The 23,217-nt window shown below is 51.2% G+C and carries 23 protein-coding genes; 12 read left to right on the plus strand and 11 right to left on the minus strand.

All coding sequences use genetic code 11. The features are described 5' to 3' along the window. Positions 1–119 precede the first annotated feature (119 nt). From KNP79_RS07475 to KNP79_RS07485, 3 genes are all read right to left on the minus strand, one after another. Complete coding sequence (locus KNP79_RS07475) at positions 120–2,495, minus strand: EAL domain-containing protein (protein WP_256443862.1); 2,376 nt, start codon at positions 2,493–2,495, stop codon at positions 120–122. 285 nt (positions 2,496–2,780) lie between these two features. After that, positions 2,781–3,374 carry a hypothetical protein gene (locus tag KNP79_RS07480; protein WP_029594778.1) on the minus strand — a complete coding sequence of 198 codons (594 nt, stop codon included), beginning with the start codon at positions 3,372–3,374 and terminating at the stop codon, positions 2,781–2,783. After that, a complete protein-coding gene (locus tag KNP79_RS07485; RefSeq protein ID WP_215191752.1) occupies positions 3,361–4,134 on the minus strand; it encodes a hypothetical protein in 774 nt (257 codons plus the stop codon). The genes KNP79_RS07480 and KNP79_RS07485 overlap by 14 nt, the downstream gene beginning before the upstream one ends. A gap of 175 nt (positions 4,135–4,309) precedes the next feature. Here KNP79_RS07485 and KNP79_RS07490 point away from each other — a divergent pair, with 175 nt between their 5' ends. Beyond that, the gene (locus KNP79_RS07490; protein WP_214710785.1) at positions 4,310–5,158 is read left to right on the plus strand and encodes a MurR/RpiR family transcriptional regulator; all 849 of its coding nucleotides are present in this window, start codon (positions 4,310–4,312) and stop codon (positions 5,156–5,158) included. Between the two features lie 29 nt (positions 5,159–5,187). Here KNP79_RS07490 and KNP79_RS07495 read toward each other — a convergent pair whose 3' ends face one another. Then, complete coding sequence (locus KNP79_RS07495) at positions 5,188–6,066, minus strand: manganese catalase (protein ID WP_215191754.1); 879 nt, start codon at positions 6,064–6,066, stop codon at positions 5,188–5,190. Between the two features lie 201 nt (positions 6,067–6,267). Between KNP79_RS07495 and KNP79_RS07500 the strand changes: the two genes are divergently transcribed. Both KNP79_RS07500 and KNP79_RS07505 read left to right on the plus strand, forming a co-directional pair. Beyond that, complete coding sequence (locus KNP79_RS07500; RefSeq protein WP_214764298.1) at positions 6,268–6,663, plus strand: hypothetical protein; 396 nt, start codon at positions 6,268–6,270, stop codon at positions 6,661–6,663. Positions 6,664–6,755: 92 nt separating this feature from the next. Further along, entirely contained in the window at positions 6,756–8,072 is a 1,317-nt protein-coding gene (locus tag KNP79_RS07505) for an NAD(P)/FAD-dependent oxidoreductase (protein WP_215191756.1), read from the plus strand. Between the two features lie 6 nt (positions 8,073–8,078). Here KNP79_RS07505 and KNP79_RS07510 read toward each other — a convergent pair whose 3' ends face one another. Together KNP79_RS07510 and KNP79_RS07515 are read right to left on the minus strand one after the other, a co-directional pair. Next, the gene (locus KNP79_RS07510; protein ID WP_215191758.1) at positions 8,079–9,278 is read right to left on the minus strand and encodes an MDR family MFS transporter; all 1,200 of its coding nucleotides are present in this window, start codon (positions 9,276–9,278) and stop codon (positions 8,079–8,081) included. A gap of 214 nt (positions 9,279–9,492) precedes the next feature. After that, positions 9,493–10,479, minus strand: a complete 987-nt coding sequence (locus tag KNP79_RS07515) for a metallophosphoesterase family protein (RefSeq protein ID WP_215191760.1) — start codon at positions 10,477–10,479, stop codon at positions 9,493–9,495. 121 nt (positions 10,480–10,600) lie between these two features. Here KNP79_RS07515 and KNP79_RS07520 point away from each other — a divergent pair, with 121 nt between their 5' ends. Further along, complete coding sequence (locus KNP79_RS07520) at positions 10,601–11,215, plus strand: flavodoxin family protein (RefSeq protein WP_215191762.1); 615 nt, start codon at positions 10,601–10,603, stop codon at positions 11,213–11,215. 30 nt (positions 11,216–11,245) lie between these two features. On the opposite strand, the gene KNP79_RS07525 is transcribed toward KNP79_RS07520, so the two are convergent. From KNP79_RS07525 to KNP79_RS07535, 3 genes are all read right to left on the minus strand, one after another. Further along, entirely contained in the window at positions 11,246–11,779 is a 534-nt protein-coding gene (locus tag KNP79_RS07525; RefSeq protein ID WP_215191763.1) for a hypothetical protein, read from the minus strand. Between the two features lie 317 nt (positions 11,780–12,096). Beyond that, positions 12,097–12,978 carry a phosphogluconate dehydrogenase (NAD(+)-dependent, decarboxylating) gene (gene gnd / locus KNP79_RS07530; RefSeq protein WP_215191765.1) on the minus strand — a complete coding sequence of 294 codons (882 nt, stop codon included), beginning with the start codon at positions 12,976–12,978 and terminating at the stop codon, positions 12,097–12,099. Positions 12,979–13,039: 61 nt separating this feature from the next. Then, the gene (locus KNP79_RS07535; protein ID WP_034779072.1) at positions 13,040–13,252 is read right to left on the minus strand and encodes a hypothetical protein; all 213 of its coding nucleotides are present in this window, start codon (positions 13,250–13,252) and stop codon (positions 13,040–13,042) included. A 435-nt stretch (positions 13,253–13,687) separates the two neighbouring features. Here KNP79_RS07535 and KNP79_RS07540 point away from each other — a divergent pair, with 435 nt between their 5' ends. The 5 genes from KNP79_RS07540 to KNP79_RS07560 all read left to right on the plus strand — a co-directional run bounded on the left by KNP79_RS07540 (position 13,688) and on the right by KNP79_RS07560 (position 18,343). Then, the gene (locus KNP79_RS07540; protein ID WP_215191767.1) at positions 13,688–14,641 is read left to right on the plus strand and encodes an LCP family glycopolymer transferase; all 954 of its coding nucleotides are present in this window, start codon (positions 13,688–13,690) and stop codon (positions 14,639–14,641) included. Positions 14,642–14,711: 70 nt separating this feature from the next. Further along, a complete protein-coding gene (locus tag KNP79_RS07545; protein ID WP_215191768.1) occupies positions 14,712–15,557 on the plus strand; it encodes a YihY/virulence factor BrkB family protein in 846 nt (281 codons plus the stop codon). Positions 15,558–15,660: 103 nt separating this feature from the next. After that, on the plus strand, positions 15,661–16,584 hold the full coding sequence (locus tag KNP79_RS07550; RefSeq protein ID WP_215191771.1) for an LCP family glycopolymer transferase: 924 nt from the start codon (positions 15,661–15,663) through the stop codon (positions 16,582–16,584). 83 nt (positions 16,585–16,667) lie between these two features. Continuing rightward, positions 16,668–17,867 (plus strand): alpha-amylase family glycosyl hydrolase, encoded by a 1,200-nt coding sequence (locus KNP79_RS07555; protein WP_215191773.1) that lies wholly within the window; start codon positions 16,668–16,670, stop codon positions 17,865–17,867. A 125-nt stretch (positions 17,868–17,992) separates the two neighbouring features. Further along, a complete protein-coding gene (locus tag KNP79_RS07560; protein WP_215191775.1) occupies positions 17,993–18,343 on the plus strand; it encodes a hypothetical protein in 351 nt (116 codons plus the stop codon). A gap of 23 nt (positions 18,344–18,366) precedes the next feature. Here the strand turns inward: KNP79_RS07560 and galE are convergent, their stop codons facing one another. Then, a complete protein-coding gene (gene galE, locus KNP79_RS07565; RefSeq protein ID WP_215191777.1) occupies positions 18,367–19,383 on the minus strand; it encodes a UDP-glucose 4-epimerase GalE in 1,017 nt (338 codons plus the stop codon). Positions 19,384–19,415: 32 nt separating this feature from the next. After that, a complete protein-coding gene (locus tag KNP79_RS07570) occupies positions 19,416–20,648 on the minus strand; it encodes a flagellar basal body-associated FliL family protein (protein WP_215191779.1) in 1,233 nt (410 codons plus the stop codon). Positions 20,649–20,843: 195 nt separating this feature from the next. On the opposite strand from KNP79_RS07570, the gene KNP79_RS07575 reads away from it, so the two are divergent. From KNP79_RS07575 to KNP79_RS07585, 3 genes are read left to right on the plus strand one after another with little or no spacing between them, the layout of a single operon-like run. Continuing rightward, the gene (locus KNP79_RS07575; protein ID WP_215191781.1) at positions 20,844–21,566 is read left to right on the plus strand and encodes a YveK family protein; all 723 of its coding nucleotides are present in this window, start codon (positions 20,844–20,846) and stop codon (positions 21,564–21,566) included. Next, on the plus strand, positions 21,559–22,275 hold the full coding sequence (locus tag KNP79_RS07580; protein WP_029594802.1) for a CpsD/CapB family tyrosine-protein kinase: 717 nt from the start codon (positions 21,559–21,561) through the stop codon (positions 22,273–22,275). The genes KNP79_RS07575 and KNP79_RS07580 overlap by 8 nt, the downstream gene beginning before the upstream one ends. 14 nt (positions 22,276–22,289) lie before the next feature. Beyond that, positions 22,290–23,057, plus strand: coding sequence for a tyrosine-protein phosphatase (locus KNP79_RS07585; protein ID WP_215191783.1), 768 nt, complete (start codon positions 22,290–22,292; stop codon positions 23,055–23,057). The last annotated feature ends 160 nt before the right edge of the window (positions 23,058–23,217 follow it).

Below are 23,217 nucleotides of genomic sequence, written 5' to 3' on the forward strand. Positions count from 1 at the left end.
ATTTTTTTCCATCTCTCCACTATAATATCAAATTAAATTCGATTTACAAGTCGAATGACGGAATTTTTTTCGAATAACAAAAAAAAGCGTCCCGACCTAACGAGTAGGCGGGACGAGGGTCAGACACTTTTCTTATATGGATACAGGAACGAGTCGAGCTCTTCGGCCGGCATCGGCTTGTTGTAATAGTAGCCTTGCGCCTGGTTGCAATCCTCGGCCTTGAGGAAGGCGACTTGTGCTTTCGTCTCGACCCCTTCGGCGATGACGTTCAGACCGAGCTCGTGCGCCATCCGGATAATCGTCTTGACGAGGGCGGCGTCCTTCGAATCGGTCTCGATGTTCTTCGTGAAGTGTTGGTCGATTTTCAGCGTGTCGATCGGGAACAGCTTCAAGTAGCTGAGAGACGAGTAGCCGGTGCCGAAGTCGTCGATCGACAAGTGGACGCCGAGGGCGACGAGTTCCTCCATCGTCTCGATGGCACTTTGCGCGCTCTGGATGACGGTCTCGGTCAACTCGAGCTCGAGGTATTCCGGTGCGAGCCCGCTCGCCTCGAGCGCCTGGCTGACAATGTCCGGCAAATCTTTTTGCGCGAACTGGAGCGCCGAGATGTTGACGGCGACGCGAAACGGTTCGACGCCCGCATCCTGCCACGCCTTGTTCTGTCGGCAAGCCTCGTTCAAGACGTACTCGCCGAGACGATGAATGCTGCCGGTCTCCTCGGCGATCGGGATGAACTCGGCCGGGGAAATCATGCCGAGCTCGGGGTGTGTCCAACGCACGAGTGCCTCGACACCGATGAGCACCTCGGTCTCGAGGTGCACTTGCGGCTGATAATGAATCGAGAACTCGCCGCGGCCGATGCCTTTCCGGAGCGCCATCGCGAGCTGTGACTTGCGCGCGACAGACTCGTTCATGTCTTTCGTGAAGAACTGGAAGCCGTTCTTGCCGTCCTCTTTCGCCCGATACATGGCGATGTCGGCGTTCTTCAACAAGTCATCGGCCGTCCGCCCGTCGGACGGATAGAGGCTGATGCCAATCGATAGGCTCGTGAACACGTCCTCACTTTCGAGCAAGAACGGTTGGTTCAACGCGTTCGTAATCTGTTGGGCGCGGTGGGCGGCTAAGTTGCTGCCGGTGTTCGGCGACAGGATGACGAACTCGTCCCCGCCGAGACGGGCGAGCGTGTCGCTCTTATTGATCGTCGTCAACAGCCGGTCCGTCACTTGGCGCAAGAAGACGTCGCCTGATGAGTGGCCGAATCGATCGTTGATGACCTTGAAGTTGTCGAGGTCAATGTAAAACAACGAGAATGTCGACTCGCTGCCTTGGGAAAGCAAGGCGTCGAGCCGGTCGTTGAACAGGCGTCGGTTCGGTAGGCCGGTCAGCGTGTCCAAATAGACGAGGTCGTTAATTTGTTCTTCGATTTGCTTCCGTTCACTAATATCTCGGATGATGCTGCTAAAGAAGAGACCCGCCTCTGTCTCCCACGTCCCGAGCGACATCTCGAACGGGAACTCGGTCCCGTCTTTTCGCAAGCCGACGAGCTCGACCGTACGGCCGATGACGTTTGCTTCGCGCGTCTCGCGATAGCGTTTCATGCCTTGTTCGTGTGCGACTTTAAAGCGCTCGGGCATGATGAGCGTGATCGATTCCTCGAGCACCTCGCTTGCAGCATATCCGAATAGGCGCTCAGCCCCGTGGTTCCATTGCACGATGCGACGTTCGGCATCTGCGACGATGATGGCATCGTTCGCCGACTCGATGACGGACTGGAACTTCGTTTCGAGTTCGATGGACTGACGCTCAAGCTGCTTCTCATTGCGAAGCGAAATCAGCATCAGCACGAACAGCGTCGTGACACTGCCGCCGATCCAGAAGGCGAGGAGCGTGCTGTCCATCGAGAAGCCGGTCAACGCTTGTGGCTTCGCGAGCGGGGTGAATTCGGCCGCGCCCATGCCGATGTAGTGCATCCCCGAGACGGCGAGCCCGATCAAGAGCGAGCAGACGAGTCTCCGCCAATGGAACCGTGACACGTCCGGGAGTGAGAACAAGAGGTACAGTCCGACGAGCGAGGCAATGAACGCGACGACGGCCGATAACAGCCACATGACCGGGTCGTACGTCAATACAGCGTTCATCTGCATCGCTTCCATGCCGACGTAATGCATCGACACGATGCCGATGCTGATGAAGACGGCGCTGACGACGAGGTCGCGCGGTTGCGCCGTCTGCAGGCTGACGATATAGAAGGCGAACCCGGACGAGACGATGGCTGGAATAATCGAGGCGATGACGATACCGATATGGTAGGATACGTCGGCCTCTAAATGGAATGCCAACATCCCGATGAAATGCATCGCCCAAATGCCGAGCCCGAGACTGAGGGCACCGGCGCTCACCCAACGGAGGCGCGAGACCCGTTCGGCATACTTGAGCCGACTGCTAATATCGAGCGAGACGAAGGCCGAGAAGACGGCGACGGCGATGGATAACAAGACGAGGGGAAGACTGTATGTACTATGGAGATGGTGTTCGATGGGGACCAAACCTTTCTTTAATAATATCGGGACAAATGGACGAAAACGGACAGTCTCTCAAAAATGAGCTTTCCTAGCATAGCATATTTGTCTTGACGTGAAGGGAATATTTTCCCCGGTGGGTCAATAGTTTGGCACATTAGAAAGATAAACCTATTATCAGCAGACATTGAAATCATATAAACGAAAAACCGTCCCGCTTCATGATTGAGAGGGACGGTCAAACATATGAAAAACGGGGGGTTAAAGGGAATCGAACGTCTTGAATATTTTGTCCACGACATTATCAGCCGTGACATCCATCAAAGGGATTTGTTTACTGACGATATGTTGCACGCCCCAGTAATGACGATCGCTACTTTCTTGATTAATGGGAGTGATACGAGAATAACCATTGTCCAACTCAATGTTCATCAAATCAGCATTGCGTAATGGATAATAGAATCTCCAATGGTTTGATGGAGAGCACCCTTTCCCCCAGCCCTGCATCGTTTCATTGTCATATACAAATTTGGACAATCGAATACAAGGAAGCTGACTTTCTTTCAACTCTAATTCCTCATCATACAACTCAATCTCCATGACATATAACGGTCCGTCCCGCCATTCATTTTCGAACTCATTGTGGTCTTTGTTTTGAAAGATAAGAATGAAATCACCGATGAACCAACCAGCAAAATCATTGTCTGATTTGTAGCGTAGAAACTTATCGACGACACTGACGTAATGACTTTTCTCCGGGGCAATAGTTTTCGTGTAGTCCATTAATTTATGTATGTTCTCGTATGTGTTATAAACGACATGGAAGGCGTTTCTTACGTTCTCAGTTGAATTCATAATATAGCTCCTTGTTGATTAGGGTATCGTTTTTAAAATCGATTGTTACTTTATTGGTTGAAATGTTGAAGTTGAATAATTGGTCTGAATGGATGAATGGTGCTCCGTTGATGTCCATATTGATAAAGTCCTCAAACCCTTTTCTCGTCAACAACTCGATTAAATCTTGGATGATAATCTGTTGAAACTGATCTAATCCATTTAATTGTTTTAATTCATGCAAAAAATCTTGCCAAGAAATGAACCCTAATTCGACTCCGTTTTCAATTAACTTTCTATTGGACTCTTTGGAATCTCCAATATCATCTTTTACAGCCTTACACATTTGTCGATCCGCAATGAAGAGAAGCACCTTCTCCTTGTTAGTGCCTTTACGTGCAACAATCCGAGATTCCCTTGCGAGTTGGTGTTTACTTAATGTATACGAGCCATCGTCAGCATCATCCACTGAAGAGAGGCCGCTAATAAATTTCACCTCAATTCCGATAATGGTGTCATCAAAAGTGAGTAGAGCATCTAGCTCACCTTCTTGGTCATATGGCCAAAATTCAATCTTATTTGCCCAAAAGTCGTCAGTGACTTCTTTAATGATTGATTCGACGTTCGATGATTGAACTGAATTCGCTAATACTTTTCCAAGTCCGTCTGAAAAGGGAAGATAGCGTAGAGCACCGAAGACATTGCCTGTTAAATTGTCTTCTAAGCGTTCTGATAAGTTTGAACCGGTACGACTGACTTTTCCTTTAATCTCAGCTAACACAAATCGACCTCCTGATTCTTGAATTATGTAAGAATACATACAGTTATTCGTTAGAAATAATTTTTTCCCTTTTCAAATCAACATCAATACTTCTTTGAAAATAAAATTGAAGGTCAGTCTTTGATTGCGGAATTTTTTTCGAAACGGTATCGTAAAAAGAAAAAGGGTGAGACACATGGAATCGATGAACGGCCTGGCCCGCATCCGTGGGGCCTATACGACACTGAGCAAGAAAGAGCAACGCATCGCCGACTATATCTTGAAACAGCCCGAACGCATCATCCACCATACGATCAACCAAGTCGCTGACGACCTCGACGTCGCCGAGTCGACCGTGTTCCGTTTCTGTCAGCGCGTCGGCTTCAAAGGCTATCAGGCGCTGAAGATCGCGCTCGCCACCGACGTCGTCGCGCCGCTCCAAGACATCCATGAAGACATCTCGAACGAAGACACGCCACATGAGATCGCCGAGAAAATTTTCACCTCGAACGTAAAGACGCTCGAGGCGACACGGCAAATCTTGGACGCAGCCTCGCTCGACAAATCGGTCGCCCTGCTGCTGTCGGCGAAGCGCATCGAGTTCTTCGGGAGCGGGGGCTCGGCCGTCATCGCGCTCGACGCCTATCATAAGTTCGTCCGGAGCGGTCTGTTCGTCACGGCGAACCTCGAGTCGCACATGCAGCTCATGTCGGCATCTCAGCTGACGGAAGATGACGTCGCCGTCCTCATCTCACACTCGGGTGCCTCGAAAGATACGCTCGACGTGGCGAAAGTGTTGAACGAGCGCGGGGTGCCGACGATCGCCATCACGAACTATGCGAAGTCACCGCTGTCGAAGCTGTGTGACGTCGCCCTCTATACGGTGTCGCAAGAGACAGAATTCCGTTCTGAGGCGCTCGCCTCGCGAATCGCCGAGCTCAGTCTGATCGACGCCTTGTTCACCGTCGTCATGATGCGGCGCGGGGAAGAGGGGAGAGAATCGCTCCAGAAGATGCGTGAAGCCATCTCGCTCCGGCGCATGTGAAAAGGCTGACCCTCGGGCCAGCCTTTTTCTTATTTGCCTTTGATTTGGTCTGTCACTTTTTTGACGATTTTCTCGACACTGCCCGGATCGTCCAAATCGTGATGCAGCGTCTTGTCCGGGATGTCCATGACCGGCTTCTGGCCTTGCGGGGCCGGGTCGCTCAAATAGACGAAATCGCCGGCACCGTCCGGCGCGCTGCCCGTCGCCCATTTGCCTTGGCTCGACTCATTGCCTTCCGACAAGTCCCAGAACTCGAGGCCATGTTTCTCTGCTTCTTTCTCGTCTTTCGCTGGGAAACTTGCTGGCACGATGACGCCGTTCTTCTCTTCGAGCTCATCGATGGCCGCCATCCATTGGTACTGGTGGTAGCGGTCACGGGCGAGCATCTTGCGGAACAATTTCCGGACGCCTTCGTCTTTCGTCATATGATACAGACGGGCGACTTGGAGCCGGCCTTGCGTCTCGGCGTGTAAGTTCGAGCGCATGTCGGCGAGCAAGTTCCCGCTCGCGACGATATACGATCCGTTCCACGGCACCCCATTCGAGTTCGTCGGCAGTCCGCCGAGCTCGCTGACAATCAAATGCTGGGGGTTCATCCCGCCAAGGATGGCTGCCGTCGCCGGGTCTTTCGCCGCATCGGCCTGGTCGTCCGGTGACGCCCCGTCGAGCAGTTGCGAGATGAGGGCACAGAGCATCTCGACGTGGCCAATTTCCTCGGTCCCGATGTCCATGAGCATGTCCTTATACTTTTCTTCTCCGCGGCAGTTGAAGCCTTGGAACAAGTACTGCATCATGACGGTCATTTCCCCGAACTGACCGCCGAGCACCTCTTGGATTTGCCGGGCGAGCTGTGGGTCGGGACGATCGACTTTCACTTCGAACTGCAATTCCTTCTGATGACGAAACATGGAACTCATCCTTTTTTGAACAACTGGTGAATGAACGACAAAGATATAGTTCCACTATCAAAATAAATAAAAACCTAAAATTTTGAAAAGATTTGGCAGATACAGGTGGGGTATAAACATTGTCAGAGGATTATAAAGTGTAAAAGGGTGGAATTAGTATAAACAGATTGATTTTCGCTTACACAGAGAGGAACGACAGACATGAATAACCTTAACTTCTTGACGACCGAGCACTACGACGTGTTCAAACAGTTGGCCCAGCGCCTCATTAATCCCGGAGACGTCAAGAAAGAGTATTTCTCCGCCCTTTACGTGATCGCCGGGAATGAGCGGGTGCGGAATCTATTGTTGCCGTATATGGATCTTGAGCAAGGTAAAATCAGTACGGCCAATATTATCGACGACAACACGTTCGAGAAACAGGATTTCATTCTCGTCAAACTCGTCATCCATCTGTACAACAACAAGGAGTGGGTGCTCCCGACCGAGCTGATCACATTGCCGGAAGTGGACTACCAGCTTGCGATGCAGGCCATCACCCTTTGCCGTGACCAACAGTTCGATGAGATTGTCATCCCGAGCGACCAAGAGACCTGAGCCAGGTCTCTTTTTTTGTTTCTCGTTCTCGAATGAAGGGTAATTCATCCATGCATTCGAAACAGTTGGATTTTCTTGGAGGAGGGACACGTATGTTACAAGATTTTCCGAAATCGTTTTGGCGCGACGTCGAGGTAAAGACGCTGAAACCGCTCAACGAAGACGTCAAGACAGAGGTTGCCGTGGTCGGGGCTGGCATCGTCGGCGTACTCGCCGCATTGCAGTTGGCCGAACGAGGGAAGCAAGTCGTCTTGGTCGAAGCGGCCCGTTTCGCGACGGGCACGACTGGTTACACGACGGCCAAAGTCTCGGCCCAGCACGGCGTCGTTTATACGGAGCTCGTCAAATCGCTCGGGGAGGACAAGGCGCGGCTCTATTATGAGGCTAATATGGACGCGCTCCGTTTCCTCGAGGAGCAAGTCGACACACTGAACATCGACTGTGACCTCGAGCGCCAGCACGCCTATATGTATTCTCTCTCCTCGTCGAGCTCGGCGAAACTGCTCGAGAAAGAAGAAGAGGCGTATGAACAACTCGGGATCGACGGCGGTGACGCCACGGACGAAGTGAACGGTCTGTTGCCATACGACGTCAAGAAGGCGACCGTCATGCGCGACCAGCTCCAACTCCATCCGGTCAAATACTTACAAGGGCTGATGGACCGGTTCCTCGAGCTCGGTGGGACATTCTATGAGATGACCCGGGTGACCGGCATCGAATATGGGACGCCGAACCGACTTGATACAATCACGGGCCACACGATCGAGGCACATGACGTCGTCGTCGCGACCCACTTCCCGTTCAACGACTTCAAAGGCCTCTATTTCGCGAAGATGGAAGTCGAGCGTTCATACGTCGTCTCGGCCGAGGTCGACATGTTCCCGGAAGGCATGTTCATCAGCGTCGACAAGCCGAGCCGTTCGCTCCGGCACGTCAAACTCGACAATGGCACGAAGATGGCCATGTTCGGGGGCGAGAACCATTTGACGGGCCATAAGGAAGAGACGTTGGCCTGTTACGAGAAGCTCGGCGAGTTCGGGACACGGCATTTCGGTACCGAGACGTTCACCCATCATTGGTCGGCCCAAGATTTGATCACGCTCGACAAAGTGCCATACATCGGGCGGATGACGAACGATACGCCGCATGTGTTTGTCGCGACCGGCTTCTCGAAATGGGGGATGAGCCAAGGCATCGTGGCGGCCCGTCTCATCGTCGATTTGATTTTGAACCAGCCGAACCGCTACGAGGACCTATATGACCCGACTCGGTCGAAATGGAAGCTAGCGGACGCGGCCGGCCTCGATACGCCGACGAAGCTGTCGCTCGAGCATGTCGCTTACAAGTATCCCGACGGTCGGGTGAAGCGGGGCGAGGAATTATTCGATGGACAGGCGAAAGACGGATGACCGCGGTCATCCGTCTTGTTGCGTAAGTCGTTGGAATAATTTCGAATACAGCGCCATCCCGACGAGCGCCGACAGCAAGATGAGCGTGAACACGGCGAGCGGGGAGACGAAACCTGAGATGAGTACTGTGACTGGTGCGAGGAATTTACCGATCGTGTTTTGGAGCGTATCGGCTGCGAGGTATTGTCCGCGTGACTCGGCCGGGGCGTAGCGGCTGACGAAGCTCTGGCTGACCGGAGAGCGAATCAACTCGCCGAATGTGAACACGGTCGTGACGATGAGCAAATACCAGACGTTCGACGAGAAAGCGATGAGGAACGTCCCGAAGCCGGCGAGAAACGTCGACAACAGGAAGACGCGTCGTTCGTCCCACGCCCGGAACACGCGTGTGACGGGAATGATGAAGACGACGAACAAGAGGCCGTTATAGGCGACGAGCCAGCCGAACAGGATCGTGTTCGAGACATCGAACGTGGCCGGGGCCTGTTCGATCAAATAGACCGGTAAATACACGTCGAGCTGCATGATGGGAATCAAGGCGAATACGCCGGCAATCAAATAGAGGCGGAACAACGGATCGCGCAGAATCGTCGCATACGAACGCCCTTGAGTGCGGAATGTTTTGGCGACCGTCTTCCCGGTCGAGCCCGGCCGTGTCTCATGGGTGAGCGCCGCGAGCAGCACCCCGTATCCGAACAGGACGAAGGCACAACCGAACAGGAGCGCCTGGCGATGCTCGAAGAAGAGGACCGCCCCGAGGATTGGACCGAGCACGGCGCCGATATTGTTCGACGCCATGAACGTCGCGAACACGTCCCGTAAATGTTCGGTCGGCACGAGGTCGGCGACCATGGCCGAGCTGGCCGGTTTATAGATCGCGCCCATGAAGCCGATGCCGATATAGGTGATGTAATCGACGTAGGCGTTCGTCGACAAGGCGAAGGCGAGGAACAAGAATCCTTGCGCGAACGTCCCGACCAGCATGACGGGACGGCGTCCAATCTCGTCCGCGAGCGAACCACCGATTAAACTACCGATTAACAGGAACAGCGGCGGCACGGCCATGAGCAGACCGGCCAGCTCGACGCCGAGCGACTGGGCGAAATAGACGGTGATGAACGGAAAGTACATCCAAAACAACAGATTGAATATCCCTTCGCCGAACAAGCGGACCTTCAAGTTGAGGTCCCAGCGGTATGTTTCCATGAATGTCCTCCTTCAGTGGGCCTGTCTTCACTGTACGGATTCCAGTCGAGAAAGAATAGACTTATGTTGCGGGATTTGCTACGCTAAGAATAGAAAAAGCGAATATATACGAGCCTGTTTGCGCTGTCCCATAAAACGAACATATGTTTGTGGAATGACCCCCGATGTAATCATCGGGGGTCGTTTTTATTGGGTCGTTTTTATTGGGTCGTTTTTATTGGGTCGTCTTCGTCGCTTTGAAGCTACGGGCGAAGAATTCTTCGAATCGATTGTCATCTTCAAGCAGCAATCTTCCGGTCATCGAGAGGCGTCGTGTCGGGTAACCTTTCGATTGGCTCGGTGTGACGAAATAGTCATCGGGATAAGTGGCCAACGTGGAGCGGACAAGTTCTCGTAGCGTGGTCGGATCATCTTCGACCCATTGTTCGGAAACTCTATCGAGATTGTCGCGCGTGAGCAAGAGGCGTGAGCCGTTCCGAATGTACGGATTGAAACTGAGCCGTCGCGTCTCTGGACCTGTGAATGGTCGAAACTCGTGTGTGATCCCTGAAGGAGTGACCTCCCCGATGACATAGCCGGTCGGCCACGCCTTGCCGCATCCGTCCCACACCGAGAAGACATGACCGGGATAGACGAGGTCGGCACCGCCACGTCGAGTGACCTCATAGCGATGATGATGACCGAGAGCGTAATAGCTGAACCCGAGCCGGGCGACGACAGATGCGGGAAATCGTTGTCGATCCCCGTGACCAAGGAAGATATTCGGGTACAGGTCGTCTCGCATCGGCGTCCTTGCGACATCCTCTTTCAACCCGGTCTGGTTCGTCTCACAGCTGAGCCCATAAATCGCGGCACCGAGCGCTTCATCGAAGACATAACCGGGTCGAAGGAAACTATGCACGTGCTCAATCTTACGCCAACAGTCGTCGTAAGCGAGCCGATTGATGTCATGGTCCCCGTATACCAAATAGACGGATGCACCGAGGGCGGTCCACGTCTTCAAATACGGGACGAAATCTTCCGGGTCGCTCACTTCGATGTCACCAGCGATGAGCACCGCCTTGATGTTTTCATGTCGAATGACTTCCGCGATCTGGGCGAGCTTCTCGGCTTGGATGGCAAAACTCGTCCGTTCAGCCGTGATGGCGTTCCCGGTATGTCTCGCATGGTGTAAATCGGCAATATGAATGAAACGTGTCATTGGCAAGTCCTCCCGAAGCTGGTCTATCCTAATTTTCCCATGTGAAGGCAAGCGTGTCGACGAGATTAATCTTTCTACGGGCCGGGAACATTAAACTGTTGATTACTTAAGGAGGGATTCGATGAAAGCCTTATTCTTGAACTGTTCCTTGAAGGGCGGGGACACGACCTCGCATACGGAAGGATTGATGAAGGATATCATCCCGCACTTCGACAAGCTCGGGGTCGACTCGGAGATCGTCCGCGTCGTCGACTACAACGTCGCGTTCGGCGTGACCGAGGATGAAGGGGACGGGGATGCATGGCCCCAGATTTTTGAGAAAGTCAAAGCCGCCGACATCCTTATCATCGGGACACCGCTTTGGCTCGGCGAGAAGAGCAGCGTCGCGACGCAAGTCATCGAGCGGTTGTATGGGGGCAGCGCCTTGACGAACGACAAAGGCCAGGCCATCTACTACAACAAGGTCGGCGGTGTCGTCGTGACGGGGAATGAGGACGGGGCGAAACATGCCTGTGCCTCGATCCTGTATGGCCTGTCACATATCGGCTTCACCGTCCCCCCGAACGTCGACGCGTACTGGGTCGGCGAGGCCGGACCGGGTGACTCGTACATCGATGCCGGGCGCGACAACGCCTTCACGAAAAAGAATGGACGCGTCATGGCGTACAACTTGTACCATTTCGCGAACCTATTGAAGCAGACGCCAATCCCGGCCGAAGGCAATACAATGGAATGAGAAAGGCGGCCGAGGCCGCCTTTTTGATGCTTATTCACCGAAGAATGGACGAGTGTCGCTTGGATGCACAGGTTTTCCGTAGCGTTTGATGCGTTTCTCGATCAACGTTTTCTGCTTCATCATATAATCGATGACGTGTTCAATGAAATGCTCGTCGACTAAGCAAGGCTCGAACTGGAGGACGTGTTGATAAGTATGCGGTCCGGCGCACAAAAAGCCAGGCGGCAACCAGGCTGTTTTCAAACGACTTATGTAATCCAATACGCGAATGACAAAATAAGCCTCGTCTACTTCCTGTTGATACATCATTTGGAACGATATCTCCCCACCATCGGGGAACGTGCGTGTTAATTTGAGGATGGTCATCGGTCCATACAGCATCGTCTCTCCTTCGAATTGGAAACGATGATCTTGTTCACTGATGCGAAGCGCTTGGTCGGCGATTCGATTGAAGGTGTAATCGACATCTCGCCAATCGTTCGTCTGTTGGCGATAAAGGATTTCCCTTGTGGCTTTGTGTAGATTTTTCGAGACGTTTAACGGATATTCATGAAGTTTCAACATGTTTTTCCACTCCTTGTTCAACACAAGATATAGTGCTCCTTTCATCATAAGCTAATTTTAAAGGTTAGAATTTTACAGATTATAGTATATTTAAGAGGTTAATCGCTGTACTTTCCATTCGTAGTAACATTTTCCTTAAAATTTATAAAAGAGACATTTGTCACATTAGAAAATATCACACAAAAAAACTGAAAGATTTCAGTCGAATCGTTGACTGAGCTCTTTCTTTACAATCAGCGATTCAAACACGAAAAAGACGCTCGAAGGCGCCTTTAAAAGATTTGCTTACGATCAGAGCGAGTACTAGTTTGATCTCACTATTTTTTCTCAACCGCATGCCCACCGAACTCGTTTCGAAGGGCGGCGACGACTTTCCCGGAGAACGTGTCCTCTTCGAGCGAACGTTGCCGCATCATGAGCGACATCGCGATGACCGGAGCCGGCACGCCGTACTCGAGCGCCGTCTCGACCGTCCACTTGCCTTCCCCTGAGGCATGCATGACCCCTTTGATTTCGTCGAGCTTCGCGTCCTTATGGAACGCGCTCTCGGTCAGCTCCATTAGCCACGAGCGGACGACCGAGCCGTGGTTCCAGACGCGGGCGACTTGCTCGTGGTCGTATTCGAACGGGCTCTTCTCAAGAATCTCGAACCCTTCGGCGATTGCCTGCATCATCCCGTACTCGATGCCGTTGTGGATCATCTTCAAGAAGTGACCACTGCCACTCGGTCCGGCGTACAAGTAACCGTTGTCCGTCGACACGTCGTGGAACAACTCCTCGATTTTGCCGAACGCCTCCAAATCCCCACCGATCATCGTACAGGCGCCGTGTCGCGCCCCTTCCATGCCGCCACTCGTCCCGACGTCAAAGAAGTAGATGAGCTTGTCTTTGAACTGCTCGGCTCGCCGCATCGACTCTTTATAGTTCGAGTTCCCGCCGTCGATGACGATATCCCCCGGAGACAAGAGGGCGTGCAGGTCGTTCAAGACGTGCTCGGTCACGTCGCCCGCCGGCACCATCACCCAGATGACGCGCGGTGCCTTCAGCCCTTCGATGACTTCTTCGAGCGACTGTTTTGTCTCGAACTGGCTCGTCGACACGTTGCCCGGGTCGTAGCCGAGCACATGGTGTCCACTGTCCGTCAAGTTGAGCGCCAAGTTCAACCCCATCTTCCCAAGTCCGATCATCCCTAATTCCATATCGGTTCACCCCGTTCGTTGTATTGGTTTCCTTATAAGGGTTACCCGAAATGGATGGACTTCAAAAGAGTGGCTTCACTTCATCGATGCGGTAGGCGAGGATTGACCCGACCTTCACTTGCTTCCCGTCACTCAAGTTGACGAAGTCATTCAAAGGACTCGCGACCTTTAACGTCTTCTCGAACGTGGACGATGCCTCATGAATCGAACCTCCATACACGATAAACGAACAAAGCTCATTTTTCTCTAAAAAACACGTGACGACATAACGCATCTGCCGATTCCTCCGACCAGTTAATAGGTTTTCATTTACATTTACATTACGAATGAGTCAATTATTACAAAAAATCATCCATTTGTCCCATGAAGGTTTTTGAATATAAGGAAACAGACCTAAGAAATTACACATTCGACGTATATTCGACATAAATTCAGTAAAGTTATAACAGAAAAATGGGACCTTATACGTATGAGTGAAAAGTGAGAACGGTTTCAGCTATACCAAGGCGTGGTACTCTTACAAAGGAATATCGGCAGAAGACTAAACTATTCATGAGGGAAATCCGATACTTAAAAACGAACGAATATTTCGACATCATTCGGCAATCATTTACCTTTTTTACAAATAATTTAAAAAGTCGCAATGTTTTGCGTGCTAAACTAAAACCTGGTCTATTTCATTCAAGGGTTCGAGGAAAGGTGTTATGTCATGGAAGAGCAAAAGAAAAAGAGAGTCAAGAAACGCCGTAGAAAGAGTTCGCCCGCTAAACGCATCGCGATCATCGCGGGAATCGTAGTAGGGTTGTTCCTGCTCATCGGAGTCGGGGTAGCTACATATCTATACAATCAAGTCGATTCGACCGTCGAACGGTTGAACGAGTCGACGGGCCTCAGCCCGGAACGGATGACGACGGAAGCCATCAACGATAAGAAGCCGATCTCGGTCCTTCTTCTCGGCGTCGACCGTCGTGCCGATGAACAAGGGCGCAGCGACTCGATTATCGTCATGACGCTCAACCCGAACACAGATCAAAGCGCGATGCTCAGCATCCCGCGTGACACGAAGACGGAGATCGTCGGCAAAGAGACTTCTGATAAGATCAACCACGCTTACGCGTTCGGTGGAGCCGAAATGGCGCTCGACACGGTCGAGAACTTGCTCGACATCCCGATCGATTACGTGGCCGAAGTTGATATGAAGGGCTTCCAAGACACGGTCGACCTTCTCGGGGGCGTCAACGTGACGAACAACTTGGCCTTCACATCAGGTGAGCATACGTTCGAACCGGGTGCACTTACGCTTAACGGTTCAGAGGCGCTCGCGTATACACGCATGCGCTACGACGACCCGAGCGGGGATTTCGGTCGCCAGGAGCGCCAACGTGACGTCATCACGGCGCTCGTCAATAAAGGCAAAGACGACTTCTCCATCTCGAAGTTCAACAACATGCTCGACGTGCTCGGCAACAATGCCAAGACGAACATGACGTTCAAAGACATCCGGACGCTCTCGAGCGACTATATGGCTGCTTTCAAAAACCAGGACGTCCTTCGCCTCGAAGGAACGGGCGGGAAAGAAAGCGACGGCATCTACTACTGGAACCCGGACGCCGCTTCACTCGAAGACGTGAAGTCGTATCTCGGACAATTGATGGAACAGTGACGCTTCGCCTCATCCAACCGGATGAGGCGTTTTAATATGTGCGATAATAAGAAGAAAAGGAGTGACTCGAGTGCTCGACCGCCTGATCCGTCTCGTCATCGACGTCCGCCATCGGTTCAAGGACCATCATATTAACGACTATAGCGCGACGCTCGCGTTCTTTTGGTTTCTTGCCATCTTCCCGACGTTCGTCCTCTTGTTCGCCGTCATGGCGTGGTTCGGCATCGACGACGCCTTGTTGATCGAACAGATTGAGATTCTCATCCCGGGTTCGAGCGTGCGCGACATGCTGTCGATCGTCTATGACGTCAGCGGCAACATCAATGCCGGCCTCGTCTCCATCGGGGCCATCATCGCCGTCTGGTCGGCATCGAACGGGACGGCACGCCTCGTCAAGCTGACCGTGTTCGCGTACGGGGAGACGGAGGCCCGGAGCTATGTCGTCCGTCGTTTGATTGGTTTGCTCACGCTCATCGCCTTCAGCGTCGGTGCCGTCATCTTGATTGTGTTCCATATCTTTGGCCGCGAGTTCGTCGAGCTCATGTACACGTGGTTCCCAAGGCTCGAGGACTTCGACAGATTGGCGACTTTAGCGCGCTATACGTTGTCGACGATCATTCTCATCTTTGCGTTCTCCATGTTCTATAAGATTGCCCCGCAGCAACACGTCCGTTTCATCGAGACGCTTCCAGGTGCCATCTTCGCTGTCATCTCCTGGCAGATGCTGTCGACGGGCTATAGCGTCTACGTCGACCAATTCTCGATGTTTGGTGATACGTACGGGACAATCGGTATCGTCATCTTGCTGCAAATCTGGCTCTACTTGACGGCAGCGACGATGCTGCTTGGGGCCGAAATCAACGCGGCCTGGCCCGACCATATGCGGCGTACCCGCTATAAGACACATTTTCCATAAAAATTGAAAAGATATGGTTAGCATTTTTTGACAACGTGCTATAATACAACACGTGAAGCGGGAATTATATCCATATCTAACGATTTTGAAAGCAGGTGCACGCATGGCGAGACATAAGAAGAAATCACGCTGGAAAAAGGTGTTGGCGATCACGCTAGGCGTCTTGACGATTTTCCTCGTCGCTGGTGGTCTGTTCGTCTGGTCGATGTACCGAGACGTCAACGAGACGGTGACGAAAGTGAACGACAATCTCGAAATCAGTCCGGAACGGAAACAAATCGAGACGATCGAACAGAAGGAATCGGTGTCGGTGTTGTTACTTGGGATTGACCGCCGTGACGGTGAGCAAGGACGGAGTGACTCGATCATCGTCATGACGCTCAATCCGACGACGGACGAAGGGGCGATGCTCAGCATCCCGCGCGATACGAAGACTGAGATCGTTGGCAAAGGCATGAACGATAAGATCAACCATGCCTATGCGTTCGGTGGGGCCGAGATGGCGATGAACACGGTCGAAGGGTTACTCGATATTCCGATCGATTACGTCGTCGAGGCGGACATGGAGGCGTTCACCGAGGTGGTCGACGCGCTCGGCGGTATCACGGTGACGAACGACTTCGCCTTCTCCGCGGATGGTTATAACTATCCGATTGGACAGGTCGATTTGAACGGTGCCTCGGCGTTGTCATACGCCCGGATGCGTTATGACGACCCGAACGGGGACTTCGGTCGCCAAGAGCGGCAACGTGCCGTCGTCGCGGCCATCGTCGAGAAGGGGCGTTCCGATTTCTCGGTCGACAAAGTGACGAAGCTGTTAGACGTCGCCGGTAACCGGGCCAAGACGAACATCGAGTTCAATGAGCTCGTGACGTTGTCGACAGACTATATGAAGGCGTTCCGTAACGCCAGCACGCTCCGCATCGAAGGGTCGGGCGGTCTGGAGTCAGACGGTATTTATTACTGGAACCCGGATGCGGCCTCGCTCGCTGATGTCCAAACCGAGCTGCAGCGCTTGATGAACTAAGCCATTCCTCATGGTATGGCTTTTTTTGCGTTTGAAAATCGTGTATCGGTGGGAGTGATAAAGAGACACTGAGGAGGGATCACATGCTTTGGGAAACTGTTGAACCGATCATCAATCAATTAGAGGACGATCATACACGGGAGGACTGGCAGGAGCTGTTCACGAAGTGGGACGGTCATCATTGGCATGACGGGGAGAGTGTGAGCGAGAAGACGAGTGTGCTCATGATTGACGCGAACGTTGTCACGACGGACGGGAGCCCGGACTTGGACGCACTCCATGACCTATTGAAAGAACACGTCCAGGCGTCGATCAGCGACTTGTATCTCGTCTCGTTGTTCCCGTACCCGGCCAAGCCGACCGATACGGCCATCAATCCGCGTATCCGGCTATACGAGGACCTCGGACGCTTCAAGCACGAGTTTGAGCTTATGTATGACACCGAGCCAGACGTCTATAACGAGTTACAGTTCAATCTACTAGAGGAGACGGACGTCTTTATCGAGCGGCTCGCCCAAGGCGCGACGAAGCTGCGCGTTCACGTTCAGTCGTTCCGTGGCATGCCAGAGGAGAGCATTCAACGCGTCATCGAATTGTGGTATGCGGTGCTCCATCACTATAAACCGCACGGCCAGTTGATTCTTGCCTATGAAGGAGATGTCCAAGCACTCGGCTCATACATCAGCGTTGCCGACGCCATCTGTCACTTCGACCTTGCGTCGCACACGATGCTCGCCTTCGCGCAAGGAGATGCCAAGAAGTTGTCCGACTGGGCGAATCGAATCGAGTCGCCAACGGACGGCAAGACGTATTTCAACTTCTTGTCGATTCATGAACGCGACCCGTTCGAAAAGAACTTGATCGATCCGAGCGTCGACATGATTCTCGCGGCTCACAGCATCTTGTTCTCGCTCCAAGGCATACCGACCGTTGATTACCGGACGCTGCTCGGTGTCCAGACTCCGGTCGACCATGACGCGCTCATCCAGGAGCTGAAGACGGACCCGTATCGACTGCAAGTATTCTCTGGTATCATCAGCCAGTTGAACGTCAAACGGACGCATCCAGCGTTCTCGCCGTATGCCGAACAGCGGATCGATACGTCTGATAAGCGCATCTTCACGATTGAGCGGAAGGGTGGAGAGGAGACGCTTATGCTGTATACGAACGTCAGCAATGAACCAGTGACCGTGCGGACGAGCGGGACGAACCTGTTCACAGGTGAGCCGGTCGAGACGATTGACCTCGACGCCTACGGGTTTGTTTGGGTGAAATCTGAATAGGACTTTTGATTCAAATTAAAAGTGTGTGATTTAGGTGTATTGACTCACGATTCATTTGGTAGGAGAATGGATATAGAAGGAATTTCCATGACAAAATCCTACATACACCTAAGGAGCGAATTCCGATGAATCAATCACTATTTATGCATGTCTTAAGCCTTACGTTCCATTCATTTTCGTATTGGATGTTCGCGACGTTGTTCATTGCATTAGCGGGCTTCGTATTTTTCTACATGTGGGACCGTGAGTTTGCAATCGAGTACCGGACGATATGGCGCAAGTTCTATTATTTGACGTTCGCGGCGTTCGTCTTGTTCGGTTTAATCGTCGGTGAGTTTACATTCGACGCAGCGTGGGCACTTGCCGGCATCGCAATCGTGATTGCCGTCCTCGACTTCGGAGTGCTCGTCACACCAGGCAAGGAACCTGAAATCATTGAAGTTGACATGACAAAACCCCTTACCGAAGAACAGTGATGTTCTCGTGTAAGGGGTTTTTCTTATGCCCGGTAACCGTTCGGATTGTTCGATTGCCAGTTCCAGGCGTCGCGGCACATGGCGCGGACGTCATGTTTCGCTTCCCAGCCGAGCATCTGTTTCGACTTCGATGGATCAGCAAAGCACATGGCGATATCGCCTGGACGGCGTGGCGTTACTTGGTATGGAACAGCTTTTCCACTCTCTGCTTCGAACGCATGCACGAGGTCGAGGACGCTATAGCCGGTCCCGGTTCCTAAGTTGAACGCTTCGGCGCCAGTGTGGTCCATGACATAGTCGAGTGCCTTCAAGTGACCCTCGGCCAAGTCGACGACGTGGATGTAGTCACGGACACCGGTCCCGTCTGGTGTATCATAATCGTCACCGAAGACACTCAGTTCGTTCAAGCGGCCGACGGCAACCTGTGTGATGTATGGCATCAAGTTGTTCGGGATATCGAACGGGTCTTCACCGATTTGGCCCGACTCATGGGCGCCAATCGGATTGAAGTAACGTAGGAGCGTGATGCTCCACGAAGGATCGGCGATAGCGAGATCGCGCATGATGTCTTCAATCATCAGCTTCGTCCGACCGTATGGATTCGTCGCGCTGAGCGGGAACGACTCGTCAATCGGTGTACGTTCCGGCATGCCGTATACGGTCGCCGATGAGCTGAAGACGATTCGTTTCACGTCGAACGCGTTCATCACTTCTAAAAGGACGGTCGTGCCGACGACGTTGTTCTCATAGTAGCGGAGCGGCTCTGATACCGATTCGCCGACGGCTTTCAGCCCGGCAAAGTGGATGACGGCGTCAATCGTATGTGTCAAAAAGATTTGTTCGAGTAGTTCGCGGTCGAGGATGTCGCCGAGATAGAACGTGACCGATTTCCCCGTTAATGTTTCAACGCGCTCGAGCGCCTCACGACGGCTGTTCGACAAGTTATCGACGACGATGACGTCGTGACCTGTTTCAAGCAACTGTAAGACGGTATGAGTGCCGATATACCCGGCACCGCCTGTGACTAAAATAGTGTTCATATGAATGTCCCCTTCCAAAAATCCTCTATTGATTACTTCTCTGTCAAGCGCACCCGGATCTGTCCGTTTGTGCCTTCAAATAAGCGGAGTGAATACGTCTCACTCTCGTAAACGACTGCATCGTCTGTCTCGAGCACCGGTTCGCCGAGCGGGCTGAACGCCTCGCGCGTCGTTTGCGTGTTCGTCCAATCGATGGCGTGTACTTTGTCCTGTTGAATAACGAAGAATCCACCGTTATAGAACGCATAGGCATTCAACGCATCTGTCTCACGACCGTAAGGCGCGCCGATCGTCTCCGTAAGTGCGGCTTCATTCATGGCGAAGAAATCAGGAATCGCTTCACCGAGCCAATCGTTGTTCAAATTTGTGTTCACCCAGTCAAGCAAAGCGCTATCCGTCAAATCGCGTGTCGGCCAGTCGGTCGTGACCGAATCGATTGGGGCCCATGCTGTCGTTCCATCCAAATTCACTTCGACATGGTCGTCTAGTTCCTTCACAATCTCGTAACGGTCGCCGATATCTCCTATATAGGTGATGGTCGTGCCGTTCGGTTCCGAGACGAGGTTGACGTTCTTCGAGGCGAGCCAGACGTAGTTCGTTTCTGGCTCTTGGACGACCGGTTCCGGACCCGGCTTCGGTGTTTCCTCGACAATTTTTGCCTCTGGCTTTGGTTCCAACAAGTCCATTACATATGGATACCCGATATAGCCACCTCCTATGAGTAAAGTGAGGAGGAAAAGGACACCAATCCATTTGCCTGATTTCCGACGTGGTTTTGCTGGTTCAATCGTTCGTTGATATTTTGCTCGTTCGGCACGTGATGGAACCGGAGCTTCTGGCATATAGCGTGGTTTTGAGGTGAGTGATTTCTCTTTACCTTTTGGATCTTCGACTGCAACTGGTTGAGGAACGGGTACGACTGCTTTTACAACAACTGACGTCTCGTTGACCGTTGTCTTGTCAACAGGATTCGATTGAGGAATTGTCGCTTCTTTGTTCAACACGGCGTCATGCATCTCGAGTAAAGACACATAGTATGGAAGAAACGTGGCATCTTTTTTTCCGTCTTTGATCCAAGCGGCAAAGTCCATTGCTGATTTTTCCTCGTTTGATAGCGTTGTATTCGTCGTACCTGTCAATTCTTCAAAGGACATGCGTAACGATTTTCCGTCCCCTAAATTTTGTTTGATAGTTTCTTGCAGTTTTGTACGTATTGACGCATTCGTGTCTGCGTACAACTGGAGTAGGCGCTCACTAACGTGCACTATTGTCTCCTCCTTTTGTTAAGTTCTTCCTAACAAAGTTTATCAGATTTACATACCAAAAAAACCAAATTTTAAAAAATGGGTCATCATCTGTGAGGATTTTTGCTATAATGTTTTGGTATTGGCATTGTTAAATATTATCTGCGGAATTTTTCCAGTGGTGACTTTAAAGAACAGAGGAGAGAAAACACGAGCATGAAAGAAGAAACGATTTCCCTTGGAGAATTATTCTCCATCTTAAAACGGAGCAAATGGCTCATCGCTAGTTTAGCAATCATCGCGGCGCTTATCGCCTTTTTAGTTAGTTCGTTCTTAATCAGTCCGACATATGAAGCGTCAACTCAAGTACTAGTAGCGCCTAAACAAGGTGAGAATATGCCGTTGGATAATAGTCAAATCCAATCGTCGGTGACACTTGTTAATACCTACCGTGTTATCATTCAAAGCCCAGCTATTTTAGAACAGGTTCAAGAAAACGTAATTGGAGCACCTGATAGCATTAGTAACTTGATCACAGTCAATAGCGAACAAAATTCACAAGTTATCAACATAAAAGTCGAGCATACGAACCCGGTCCTTGCGACAGATATTGCCAATGAGATAAGCGATGTCTTTTCGAAAGAAGTTCCAGAATTGATGAGTGTCGATAACGTCAAAGTTCTTTCAAATGCATCTGTTCCTATGTTCCCAGTCAGTCCAAATATTCTTTTAAATACAGCAATCGCAACGGTTCTCGGTTTGATGATTGGTGTAGCACTTGCATTCCTTAAAGTTGTATTAGATCGTCGTATTAAAACAGAGCAGGATGTCGAAAACATTTTGGAACTTCCTGTTCTTGGGTCAATTCCTATTATTGATAAAGTTGAAATGCGTCAACATCGTCAAGCTAACGTGAAAGGTGAACAAGTCCATGTTTAAGTTCGGCAAGAAGAAAAGTAAACATATCAAGTACGATAAGACGGGCCGTGAATTAATCACAGTCCACAAACCGAAGTCGCCAATTTCTGAGCAATATCGGACAATCCGGACAAACTTAGAGTTTACAGCCGTCGACGACGACTTGCAAACGATGGTGATCACTTCTGCTTCATCGGGCGAAGGCAAATCAACGACATCGTCGAATCTAGCTGTCGTCTACGCGCAACAAGGAAAGCGAGTCCTACTTGTCGACTGCGATATGCGCCGCCCGACAGCTCACTTTACATTCCGCCTATCAAATGGGATTGGTCTCTCAACTGTGTTGGCTAAAAAGACGACTGTTGAAAAGGCGACACATTCGACTCAAATTGAAAATCTGGATTTGATTGCAGCGGGTCCGATTCCGCCAAATCCATCAGAGTTATTGTCATCAAAGATGATGGATCGAGTTTTAGAAGAACTTCGAGCAAATTATGACATCATCATTTTAGACGCTCCACCTATGATGCAAGTGGCTGACACTCGGCTCTTGGCTCGCAAGGTTGATGGTGTAGTCCTTGTAGTTGGTTGTGACAAATCAGACCGTCAAATGGTCGTGAAAGCAAAAGAACAATTGACGCTCGCCGAAGCACATATTCTCGGAGTAGTGTTGAATAAACGCGAACCACAAGGTAGCGACGATTACTATTACTATTATGCATACGAATAAAAGGAGAGCGTGCCATGATTGATATCCATTGTCACTTATTGCCGGCTGTTGATGACGGTCCGGAAACAGTCGAGCAAGCGATTGAGATGGCGAAACGCGCCGTAAGTGAAGGGGTGACCGCAATCGTGGTCACCCCCCACGCGTTTCACCCGCAGTTTGACACTAGCCAGCTCGATGTAGCGAATGCTGTCACAAAATTACAAAATGTTTTGCGACAAGAAGGAATCAACCTCGATTTATATGCCGGACAAGAGATTCGAATCTTTGGTGACCTTGCGGAATCATTAGAGCAAGGTAAAGCGTTATCGCTTGCTGGATCGCGTTATGTCCTCGTGGAGTTCCCTAGTGACTCTGTACCGGCTTATGCCGAACAGCTCTTCTTTGGCCTTCAAACGGAAGGCTATACGCCTGTCATCGCTCATCCCGAGCGAAATAAAGAATTCGCTACTAATCCAAAACGATTGATGGACTTCGTCTCGTCTGGTGCGCTCTCGCAAATTACGACGAGTAGTTTGACTGGAGAGTTCGGTCAAAATGTTAAAGAGCTAGCAATGACTTTCCTTCGTAACGGCCTCAGCCATTTAATCGCATCAGATGCCCATAGTATAGGCCGCCGAACATTTTATTGGACTGAAGTCGAAACGGTTGTTCGAGAGGAGTTTGGTCAAGCGAAGTGGGAGAGTTACGTAGTCAACGCGGAAGCAATTATGAAGGATGAATTTGTATTCATCGATCCGCCGACACTACCGACTAAAAACTGGCGAGGGAAATGGAAAAAATAATTTACTTATTATCAAAGAGTAAATATTGACAATTTATCTAAAAATATGATTCTTTTGTCGACAACTGTCGAACGATTTTAGGTTTATTTTACTCCTCTCATGTTCTTATATTAGGTCGAAAGTGATACCCTTAATTTATAATTTTGAAAGGATGTAACTT

This window comes from Exiguobacterium sp. s7, assembly GCF_018618195.1.
Classification (GTDB): domain Bacteria; phylum Bacillota; class Bacilli; order Exiguobacteriales; family Exiguobacteriaceae; genus Exiguobacterium; species Exiguobacterium mexicanum_A.